The 9,583-nt window shown below is 54.6% G+C and carries 12 protein-coding genes; 4 read left to right on the forward strand and 8 right to left on the reverse strand.

Annotated features, from left to right (window positions below; translation table 11 throughout):
* Nucleotides 1–110 precede the first annotated feature (110 nt).
* The 8 genes from HY788_07845 to HY788_07880 all read right to left on the reverse strand — a co-directional run bounded on the left by HY788_07845 (nt 111) and on the right by HY788_07880 (nt 6,461).
* Nucleotides 111–830 carry a sulfite exporter TauE/SafE family protein gene (locus tag HY788_07845; protein MBI4774076.1) on the reverse strand — a complete coding sequence of 240 codons (720 nt, stop codon included), beginning with the start codon at nt 828–830 and terminating at the stop codon, nt 111–113.
* Nucleotides 831–1,013: 183 nt separating this feature from the next.
* Nucleotides 1,014–2,210, reverse strand: coding sequence for an ACR3 family arsenite efflux transporter (gene arsB / locus HY788_07850; GenBank protein ID MBI4774077.1), 1,197 nt, complete (start codon nt 2,208–2,210; stop codon nt 1,014–1,016).
* Nucleotides 2,211–2,303: 93 nt separating this feature from the next.
* The gene (locus HY788_07855; GenBank protein MBI4774078.1) at nt 2,304–2,825 is read right to left on the reverse strand and encodes a Fe-S cluster protein; all 522 of its coding nucleotides are present in this window, start codon (nt 2,823–2,825) and stop codon (nt 2,304–2,306) included.
* Nucleotides 2,826–2,860: 35 nt separating this feature from the next.
* Nucleotides 2,861–4,072: an MFS transporter gene (locus HY788_07860; GenBank protein MBI4774079.1), complete on the reverse strand. Its 1,212-nt coding sequence runs from the start codon at nt 4,070–4,072 to the stop codon at nt 2,861–2,863.
* Between the two features lie 148 nt (nt 4,073–4,220).
* Nucleotides 4,221–4,451 (reverse strand): TM0996/MTH895 family glutaredoxin-like protein, encoded by a 231-nt coding sequence (locus HY788_07865; GenBank protein ID MBI4774080.1) that lies wholly within the window; start codon nt 4,449–4,451, stop codon nt 4,221–4,223.
* A gap of 11 nt (nt 4,452–4,462) precedes the next feature.
* Complete coding sequence (locus HY788_07870) at nt 4,463–4,852, reverse strand: DUF2703 domain-containing protein (GenBank protein ID MBI4774081.1); 390 nt, start codon at nt 4,850–4,852, stop codon at nt 4,463–4,465.
* A 22-nt stretch (nt 4,853–4,874) separates the two neighbouring features.
* Entirely contained in the window at nt 4,875–6,047 is a 1,173-nt protein-coding gene (locus HY788_07875; GenBank protein ID MBI4774082.1) for a permease, read from the reverse strand.
* Between the two features lie 66 nt (nt 6,048–6,113).
* Nucleotides 6,114–6,461, reverse strand: a complete 348-nt coding sequence (locus HY788_07880; GenBank protein ID MBI4774083.1) for a winged helix-turn-helix transcriptional regulator — start codon at nt 6,459–6,461, stop codon at nt 6,114–6,116.
* Between the two features lie 776 nt (nt 6,462–7,237).
* Between HY788_07880 and HY788_07885 the strand changes: the two genes are divergently transcribed.
* The 4 genes from HY788_07885 to HY788_07900 are packed head-to-tail and all read left to right on the forward strand — an operon-like array spanning nt 7,238 to nt 9,446.
* Nucleotides 7,238–8,197 carry a thioredoxin fold domain-containing protein gene (locus HY788_07885; protein ID MBI4774084.1) on the forward strand — a complete coding sequence of 320 codons (960 nt, stop codon included), beginning with the start codon at nt 7,238–7,240 and terminating at the stop codon, nt 8,195–8,197.
* Nucleotides 8,194–8,613: a thioredoxin fold domain-containing protein gene (locus HY788_07890; GenBank protein ID MBI4774085.1), complete on the forward strand. Its 420-nt coding sequence runs from the start codon at nt 8,194–8,196 to the stop codon at nt 8,611–8,613. Before HY788_07885 ends, HY788_07890 begins: the two co-directional genes overlap by 4 nt.
* Nucleotides 8,531–9,151: a rhodanese-like domain-containing protein gene (locus HY788_07895; GenBank protein MBI4774086.1), complete on the forward strand. Its 621-nt coding sequence runs from the start codon at nt 8,531–8,533 to the stop codon at nt 9,149–9,151. The genes HY788_07890 and HY788_07895 overlap by 83 nt, the downstream gene beginning before the upstream one ends.
* A 4-nt stretch (nt 9,152–9,155) precedes the next feature.
* Nucleotides 9,156–9,446, forward strand: coding sequence for a hypothetical protein (locus HY788_07900; GenBank protein ID MBI4774087.1), 291 nt, complete (start codon nt 9,156–9,158; stop codon nt 9,444–9,446).
* Nucleotides 9,447–9,583 lie beyond the last annotated feature (137 nt).

A 9,583-nucleotide genomic window follows, 5' to 3' on the forward strand; every position in this document is an offset into this window, starting at 1 on the left:
CCGATATGGGCTTTTTCTGGGCATAATCACCTCCTATCTGAGGAGAGATCATGCCATATATATGTTAATAACGCAAGATTAATACGTCATCATATTTATGCCGATATGTACTAAGGCTGAATCCCGGTGGAAACAAAGGGGGTAACGATGAAATAGACGGCGATGAGGGCAATGACAACTCCCGCGCCTTTTCTGAACCACTTGCCGCCCTGTTGAAACCGTTCGCTCTCGACCAGCCGCTTCACCGTGGCGGTAAAGCTTCCCGCCACAGCGATCGGGATGCAGTGTCCGATCCCGAAAACAGTAATCAAAACAATTCCCACAGCGATCTTTTCCTGAACGGTGATGATCGCCAGGATAGGGGCGATGAATCCAAACGTGCATGTCCCGGAAAGAACGCCGTAGGCCAGCCCCAGCAGGAAAGCGCCTCCCCTGCCCCGAAACCTGAGACGGGACAGGAGCTGACCCGACATCATCGATCTCGCCAGACCCAACATGTCCAAGGCGATCCAGAGTAATAGGGCTCCCACCGGAATCGTCCAGTAGGGACTGATTTCCCCGAGCATCCGGCCCAACAGCGAACACACAATACCTACAAGGGCAATGGTAATGAACAACCCGAAGGTAAATAACAACGCGAAGGAGGCCGCCTGTCTTGCCTGCAAAATTTGGTTTTGACCCGCCACATAACTGACCATCAGCGGTATGGAAGCCATGTGACACGGGCTCAGCACCACACTGACCATCCCCCAGAGGAAGCAGCCCAAAACGGCGATGGTAGATCCGCTGGTCATCCACTGATTGATCGTAATAAAAACATCATTTAGCATGCGTTTATGCCCTATTCATTTTTGGCTTGTTTGCAGAAAGGGATCCGAAGAAAACCGCCACGCTTATCACCAACAATAGAAATCGAGCTCGCATGGTTCGTGTACCCCCTACCCCCAAATTCGATGTTTTTTAAGAAACCCCGCACCCTACAGGCCCTCAGTGGCATTCGACGGCAGGAGTTCTCAACGCAATGGCTCCCGCCGGAACCATCCGGTTGTACCTAAACAAATCCTGACCAGCATCAACATCACGGGCACCTCGATGAGCACCCCAACCACCGTGGCCAATGCCGCCCCGGAGGAAAGCCCGAAAAGCATGGTCGCCGTGGCGATGGCTACCTCGAAATGGTTGGAGGCCCCGATCATGGCTGCCGGCGCCGCGTCCTCATAGGGGAGTTTGATCAACCGGGCCAGTCCGTAGCCCAACCAGAAAATCAGCATGGTCTGCAAAAACAACGGCACGGCGATCCAGAGAATGGTCAGGGGGTTGGCCACGATCACTTCGCCCTTGAAGGAAAACAGCAGCACCAGGGTGATGAGCAGGGCAATGATCGTAATGGGCGTCAGAACATGCAGGAATTCTTCCTTGAACCATTTCTCGCCTTTAGCGGAGATGATCCATCTACGCGAGAAATAACCGGCCACCAGGGGAAGAGCCACGTAAATGCCTATGGAAAGCAGCAGGGCCTGCCACGGCACCGGTAATCGTCCCACGCCCAACAGAAACCCTCCCAGGACTCCGTACAGCACCAGCATAGTCAACGAGTTGATGGCCACCATGACCAGTGTCAGGCCGTCGTTGCCCCGGGCCAGAAAGCCCCACACCAGGACCATGGCCGTGCAAGGGGCGATGCCCAGGAGAATGCAGCCGGCCAGGTAACTTCGCCACAACGGCACCTGCAGCATCTTGATCCCCTCGATCAGCACCACCGTGCCCGAACCGTACGAGGCCCCCACCGGCAGGTCCAGCCCGAAAGGCATCTTGACATGATCCACCGCCTCGGGCCCGATGAACCCATAAAACAGGGTGCCGAGGAAGAACACAGCAATGGCGTACATGGTGAAGGGTTTGATGGCCCAGTTGACGAACAGGGTCAAAAAGACCGGCTTGCCGCTTTTGCCCGCCTTGACCACCGCGGCAAAGTCGATCTTGACCATGATGGGATACATCATGAAGAACAGGCAGACGGCGATGGGGATGGATACCACCGGGGCGCCGTTGACGGATATGGCCAAACCGTCCAGATATTGGGCTACTCCCGGGGCGATCTTACCCAGCAGAATCCCGGCGATGATGCACAGCACCACCCACAGGGAAAGAAAGCGTTCGAAAATGTTGGTCATTTTCCGTTCATTGGTTGATAGGACATCGGCGCTCATGGTCTATCCACTCCTCTGACGCACATCTGAAGAAAGAGAAGAAGTTTCGGTTTTCGGATTCATGACACAGGACTATGAAACCTCTTATTCATATTATTCATAGTCGAAGCCCGCCAGGTAAGCCGCCAACTTCTCCCGGTTCTCCTCGGACAACTCCGGGCAATGCTCCGCCCCGCGGCCGCCTTCCATCGCTTGAGCGGCAAAGACCATGCAAGTGAGCTGACCGCATTTTTTGCAGTTGGTCTTGGGCAGCAGGCGCAATATTTCCAGCAGCTTAGGTTTTGTCTTGCCGGCATAACAGGGTGTTATGTCGGCCCGGTTCTCCCAGGTCTGATTGATCTCGCTTTTCAACCACTCCAAGATACGGTCCGCCTCGGCCTCATCCTTGAGGGCGTTGACGGCGATCTCCCGGGGGTGCACCGTGATGATTTTTCCGTGGACCTTGAATGTTACCGCAGGCGGCTCCTTGAAATACTCAAATCCCCCAAGCACCGCATTCAGATAGGGCAGAACCTCGCTGACATCTTGATCCAGCCGGGCGAGACAGTGAAGAGATTGAAAACTGGGATTGCACTCCGGTCTGAAGATCTTTTTCGTATACCCTTTGAGCCACATAGTGTTTTCTCCATCGAAAAAGCCTGCCGACTACTTCATTCTCCTGACCTGGGCGAACGCGGATTTCCCGCGAGCACCGGCGACTGCGCGGAAACGACTTGACCGGTAATCAATATGAAACTCAACGCCAGCGTGACCCCCAAAGCAACCCCATAAACCAGAAACACGGTCGATAGGCCGTAAGCCGCGGCAATTTTTCCACCAATGGCCGTACCGACGCCTCCGCCGCCCATGAAGCAAAACGCCACCAAAGACATGGCCGCCCCACGGGCTTTCATGGCAAACTCCGTGGCCCTGGTTAAGAGCGTGGAATGGGTGAAGATGAAGCCCAGTCCCATCAATGCAACACTGCTCGCAAGGCCCCAGATATTGCGCCCGAAATAATAGATCAGTAGATCCGCCAGAACAGCTAAGATCAATCCGGCGGTCAGAATTTTGCGCGGGCTCGTTTCTTGTGAGAGTTTTCCGCTCAACCGGCCGCCGACCACCGTCATCAAACCAAATGCGGTCATGATGACGCCGATAAGCAGGTAGTTGAAATGATAGATTTCTGCGATGAAGGCCCCAAGATAGGAGAAGCTGCCGATGATAAAAATGCCCTCCAACAAGACCAGGATGTAAGTAAAAAGGCTCTTTGCATTGCTCGCCAGTTTCAGATAAGGGGCAAAAATTTTGCTGTCCGAATGTTTGGTATCGGGTAGGGACTTGTAGTTAAGGATAATCAGGATCATCGGAATCAGCGACAGCAGTGCATACAAGCCAAAGACACCACGCCAGTTCAGAAAATAAGCAATGGCGCCCCCCGTAATCATGCTGAGTCCCTGACCCAGAAACGATATTCCCATAAAGGTGCCGATCGCGCCCTGTCTTTCCTGAACCGGAAAAATGTCGCCGATCAGCGCCAGGGATATGGGCATGACCGACGCCGCAAAAATGCCGGTCAAAGCGCGATAGGCCGCCAGATCCGTCAGTCCCGATCCTGCGGCGCAAAGGCCGGTGGCGATCGTAAATAGAACGATGGAAAATGTGATGATTTGTTTTTTCCCATAGCGATCGGCCAAGGGACCGAAGGCGATCTGGAAAATGCCGAACGGGATCATGTACGCGGCGATCAAAAGTCCCGCGCGCTCCACGGGAATCCCGATATTTTCCGAAATGGCCGGTAATATAGGCGATACGACCCAGTTGTCAGCCATGACGACAAATCCCAGAACTCCCAGTAAGAGTACGATGTTGTTCTTCTTCATTGGAACTCCGTTGCTTCACTGATCACGCGATGGGGAAAGATACCCCTGCTGACAGATGCCGAGGGGATGATACGGCCATGGGTCGTGCCCCCCTCGTCCCTGTTTCATTTGGCCCTTCTTAGGTGTAATCGGCTCGTGGCAGACACAATTAATTCAACCACGCCAGGACCTCTTCCTTTTTAGGGACCTTGCCCACCGATTTCACTTCGCCGTCGATCACCACCGCCGGCGTGCCGAACACGCCGTATCTTGCGATCTTCATCACGTCGGTGACCTTTTCAATATCCGCGTCCACTCCGCTTTCCGCTATGGCTTCCTTGACCACTTTTTCCGTTTGTTTGCATTTGGGGCAGCCAGGGCCCAGGACTTTGATTTCCATGTTGAAACTCCTTAGATGTTGTATTTTTTGATGAGTTGATGCGCCGCCTCCACAATCATAGCGGCGGGTATGGTTTCGTAGGTTTCACCGTTTCGCTCGATGGTCCGACACAGCGTGGGAAAGCCGAGCAAATCCCCGCACGAGGCGCAGCAATTTTCCGATTTTCGCGTGTCGGGCAGCCACTCTTCGATGGGAACACCGTTCAATAGAACGTTATTCGACTCGGGTATTTCGTCCTCGGTCAAGAGCGTCTCCTTGAGGGACACGTTCCAGCCTTTGGGTTGCAGTTCCTTCACCAGCGTTTCATACGCGCTGCGGACCGTCTGCCCGGTATCCGAGCATCGGTCACAGGTTTTCCCGTCCTTGTCCAGATGACGCCACTCTATTTCCAAACGACTCATGATGTATCCTCCTTTGCTTCGATCAGACGGCCCATGCGCCATAGAGCATCCCGGCGATGGTGGACAGGATCACGATAATGCCGCAAAAGGCCGCTGTTTTTTTCACGCCCATGATACTGCCGATCACCAGCATGTTGGGAAGGCTCAATGCCGGTCCCGCCAGCAGAAGAGCCAGGGCCGGTCCCTTACCCATCCCGGCTCCCAGAAGCCCCTGGAGGATGGGCACCTCGGTCAATGTGGCGAAATACATCAAGGCTCCGGCCACGGAGGCGATCAGGTTCGCCCAGAGGGAGTTTCCGCCTAAAAGAGACTGCACCCACTGCTCGGGGATCAGAGCCGGATGGCCCGGCCGTCCCAACATGAAGCCGGCCGCCAGGACGCCGGTGCCCAACAGGGGAAAGATCTGCTTCATGAATCCCCAGGTGGACTCGACCCAGGTTTTGCACTCGTCCCTGGTGAACCAGGACTTCAGCATGAGAGCCAGCACGATCAGCAGCGCGATGGTGATGTACCACTTCATCGCGAAAGCGGCCGGCCACAGCCCGGTCGAATCGGGGGCGGGTCTGGCGAAAGCGGCGAACACCAGAATCAGCACCATGGTCATGATGTACAACGTGTCCTGCAGCAGGGTGCGATCCTTGGCATCGGCGTCGGGCACATAGATCTGCCCGGCGGTGCGCTCCGCGTCGTCCTTACGGAAGATCAACGACATCAAGAGTCCGGTGACCACCGCGAAGACGATGGCGCCCACGGCCCGGGCCAGGCCCAGCTGCCAGCCCAGGATCTTGGCTGTCAGGGCGATGGCCAGCACGTTGATGGCGGGTCCCGAATAGAGAAAAGCCGTGGCCGGTCCGATTCCAGCGCCCCGGGTGTAAATGCCCGCAAACAAAGGCAGCACCGTGCAGGAACAGACGGCCAATATGGTTCCGGACACGGAGGCCACGGAGTATGACAGGATCTTGTTCGCCTGCGCGCCGAAATATTTCAGAACCGACCCCTGGGAGACAAAGACCGCGATGGCCCCGGCGATGAAGAAGGCCGGGATCAGGCAGGTCAGCACGTGTTCCCGCGCGTATTCCTGAAGCATCATGAAGGCTTCAAGACCCGATCTGCGAACAGTCTCATTCGCCCAAGGGATGTAGTAGGCTCCCACAAACGTCAGCACGATGATCAGCAGTTTAGTTCGCTCTTTCAAGTACGAGACCTCCAAAAGGTAAAATATACATATGGCGATCTATCGATCTTTCAAAACCAAAAAAAATCATGATCTCCTGCAAATTTCCTCTCTCCGTATAGAGGGAAGCTGTTTGACGATTTCCATGATTTCAGGCTCGTTTTCCAGCCAGTGCCTGAGATTTCCCATAAGGGTGGATGCGTATGGGGATTTCATCCCATCCGCAAGATAGTAGTTGACCCAGAGCCCTTCCTTCCTGTAATCGACAAGGCCGGCTTCCTCCAGTATTTTCAGATGCTTGGAGACACTGGATTGGGAAATTCGGAGCGTCTCCTGAAGCTCGCAGACGCACATCAACCGGTGCTGGAGCATCTTAACGATCTTTACCCGGTTCTTGTCCGAAAGGGCCTTCATGACCTTGATGAAGTCTTTCATAAAAAGTCCTCCATTGAATTCCTATTTGGGAATATAGTGTTCGGATGAGAGGCTGTCAAGATTTTTCTAAACTTTGATTGTGTGGGCGCTTCTATAGATGCGAGAATTCAAGGGGGCTCACCGGCGCCGCGTGACCGGAACCCATGGAACTCGATCAATCCGCTTTCTTCGTATTCCATTTTAGGAAAGCAGTTGCGATTTTCGAGCCGGATGTGTTAAAGAAGGCTTGTGAAAAAGGATGGTATCGGTATGGTTTCCAGGGTAGCGCGGGTTGTTATCTCCATGATGCTGCTGTTAAGCGTGAGTTCGAGTCATGCTTGCGCCGTCTTGTCTCCGGGCATTTGGAAATCCCCCTGCCATAGTAGCGAATCCCTGAATCGCGCCGCGGAGCCGTTTAGCCCGAAACCCTGCGATATGTCTCCCTGCCGGTCCGCCAACGGGCAGCTATTCACAGTCCCGGATTCCTTTTCATCCCGTATGGAAAGGGAAAAGCCTTTCAGTTCAAAGGCATCCGTTTCACTCGCGATTCTTGGGACAAGAGAAGCGTCTGCTTGCCCTTTCCCAAGACCATTTGCGCATGAATTGCACCCCTTTCCGGACACCTCACCCCCGCCCTTTATCATCAATTGCTCCATACGTTGTTGAAGCCCCCCTCATACTATACTTTCTAAGCAAAATCAAAGTGATATACCGGCCTTTGTCTACGAAGGCTTGTGTTTGTTTCCCACACGGAAAGACCGGTAATTGAACCTGTAATTGAAAGGAAGAACGTGTTGATGTGTAACTCCACGATAAAAAATCGCCGGGCGTGTCTTCGGCTCCACTCCTTTTGGGCGTCCGTATGCGCGGTTCTGATGCTTTCAGCCGGAATCGCTCAGGCATCGCAAGCGCTGACGGTCGGCGTCAAGTATCCGGGCCTTGAGTTGGGAATTCTCTCTTCTGCTCAACTTGCCCCCCTGAACGACAAAACCTTGCTTATTGGCGATGGCCTTGAAATCACCCAGGCGGAATTGATGAAATCGGTCAATTCGCAAGAACCTGAGCTGCGGAGTCAGCTTGAAAAGAATCTCCTTTACATTCTGGAGCAGGAGGCCTCCCGGCGGATTCTTGTGAAGGAGGCGGAAAAATCCGGGATTTCCTCGAGCGGCAGGGACGAAAGACAAGTCATCCGTGAATTGATCGAGCGCAAGGCCTCCGACGTTTCCGTGCCGGAAGAGGATCTCGAGGCCTTTTATAAGGCAAATCGCGAAATGCTGGGCGGTGCGGCCTTTGAACAAGTCAAAGATGGTATTCGGCAATACCTGATCGAGGACAAACGACAGCAGGTCGTTACATCCTACATTTCCGAATTAACGGGGTCGGTTCGTCTTCGGATCAACGAAAGCTGGGTGGAAGAGCAGAGTCGACTTGCCCTGGACAACCCCGTGGACAAAGCCCGCAACTCCAAGAAACCGACCATGGTGGAGTTCGGCGCCGCAGGGTGCGTTCCTTGCGATATGATGCAGCCCATACTGGACAATGTGCGCAAGAACTATACGGACAAGCTGAACGTAGTGTTCGTTCACGTGGGAGAGGAGCAAGTGCTGGCGGCTCGCTATGGCATTCGATCGATTCCGGTTCAGGTGTTTTTCGATGGGACGGGCAAGGAGGTTTTCCGGCACGTGGGCTTCTTCCCGGAAGCCGACGTGACCGAACAACTGGCGCAAATGGGAGTTAAAATGGGAGTTAAAAAATGAAACCCAAACTTAAATGGGTGCTGATTGCGGCCGGCTTGCTCCTCCTTTTTCTCGGCTCTTACAGCCGGATCCCGACACAATTGATTTCCAGTCTGACGGGGAATGGTTCGGATCCCCAGTCGGCGGTTGCGCCGACGATGGGGCGGGTCACCATGATCGATTTAGGCGCCACCGAGTGCATTCCGTGCAAAATGATGGCGCCCATGATCGAGGAATTGAGAAGAGAGTACGCCGGTAAGGCGGATATCCTATTCATCGATGTATGGAAGAATCCGGGCGAAGCCAGGAAATACGGGATACGGGCGATTCCGACGCAAATTTTCTTCACCGCCAATGGTAAGGAAGTGCATCGCAACGTCGGTTTCATGGACAAGGAACGGATTGTTCGCATGTTATCCACGCTGGGTGTTTCCTGACGCAGCCGCCGGGGCGTCCATCGAAAGGAATACTGTTGTGAATAAACAAGTGTCTATTGCCTTCAAACAATCCATTTGGCAGGCTCCGGCACTCATCGCGCTGGCCTTTCTGATCGCCTTGAGCGTCAACCATTGGCGGTCGGACGGCCTACCGATCATCGGTGACTGGTCGGCGGAAGCGCGCTTTTCCGATGCCGCCGGCGAAAGTCTGGTCATAGCCCTGGACCAGGCCCGGCGTCTGTTCGAGGAGGATGCGGCCGTTTTTGTGGATGCGCGGCCGGAGAGCCAGTATGCCCAAGGGCATATTCCCGGGGCATTGAACCTTCCCTGGCAGGAGGTCGACCGTTATTTCTTGGAAACAGCCGACCGGTTGCAAGGGCCTAAGACGATCATCACTTACTGCGACGGGGAAAGTTGCGAACTGAGTCACGAGTTGGCCCTTTCTTTGAAAGAGATGGGGTATGAAACCGTGCGGGTGCTGGTCAACGGTTGGACCGTCTGGCAAGAGGCCGGTCTCCCGCGGGAAATTGGGGAATAAGGTCATGGCCGAGAATAAGACAGTGGAAAAGATACCGGACGAGTATGTTCAATGCGCCCTGTGTCACGAGCATACCGGTGGCCCGGACGCGACGGGAAGCCACGGCCGCACGGAGCGCTTTCATGCGGCGGAACTCGAAGACTCCCTTGGCGCACCACGGCCGGCGACCGGCCGGGCGCTGAAGCGGCCGGTCTATTACCACATCCTGCGCCTGGTTCTAGGAGCGGTCTTCCTTTACGCCTGCTTGGACAAGATCCTGCACCCCCAGGCTTTTGCCCAGGCGGTTTATAACTAGTGTCTGTCCATAAAGACCCGATTTCGGACTTATAATTGGGGTCGGGATCGGTGGTTGCCGGCCCCATAGAATGATCTATTGGGTGTGCCGATGCTTTCCGGCTTCATTCGTCAATACAGGCGGCTATGATGACACAC

The organism is Deltaproteobacteria bacterium, from assembly GCA_016208165.1.
Classification (GTDB): Bacteria; Desulfobacterota; Desulfarculia; order JACQYL01; family JACQYL01; genus JACQYL01.

Coding starts and splice junctions, on each gene's coding strand:
- HY788_07845 (MBI4774076.1), bottom strand. CDS start 830: ATGCTAAATGATGTTTTTATTACGATCAATCAGTGGATGACCAGCGGA.
- arsB (MBI4774077.1), bottom strand. CDS start 2,210: ATGAGCGCCGATGTCCTATCAACCAATGAACGGAAAATGACCAACATT.
- HY788_07855 (MBI4774078.1), bottom strand. CDS start 2,825: ATGTGGCTCAAAGGGTATACGAAAAAGATCTTCAGACCGGAGTGCAAT.
- HY788_07860 (MBI4774079.1), bottom strand. CDS start 4,072: ATGAAGAAGAACAACATCGTACTCTTACTGGGAGTTCTGGGATTTGTC.
- HY788_07865 (MBI4774080.1), bottom strand. CDS start 4,451: ATGGAAATCAAAGTCCTGGGCCCTGGCTGCCCCAAATGCAAACAAACG.
- HY788_07870 (MBI4774081.1), bottom strand. CDS start 4,852: ATGAGTCGTTTGGAAATAGAGTGGCGTCATCTGGACAAGGACGGGAAA.
- HY788_07880 (MBI4774083.1), bottom strand. CDS start 6,461: ATGAAAGACTTCATCAAGGTCATGAAGGCCCTTTCGGACAAGAACCGG.
- HY788_07885 (MBI4774084.1), top strand. CDS start 7,238: ATGTGTAACTCCACGATAAAAAATCGCCGGGCGTGTCTTCGGCTCCAC.
- HY788_07890 (MBI4774085.1), top strand. CDS start 8,194: ATGAAACCCAAACTTAAATGGGTGCTGATTGCGGCCGGCTTGCTCCTC.
- HY788_07895 (MBI4774086.1), top strand. CDS start 8,531: ATGGTAAGGAAGTGCATCGCAACGTCGGTTTCATGGACAAGGAACGGA.
- HY788_07900 (MBI4774087.1), top strand. CDS start 9,156: ATGGCCGAGAATAAGACAGTGGAAAAGATACCGGACGAGTATGTTCAA.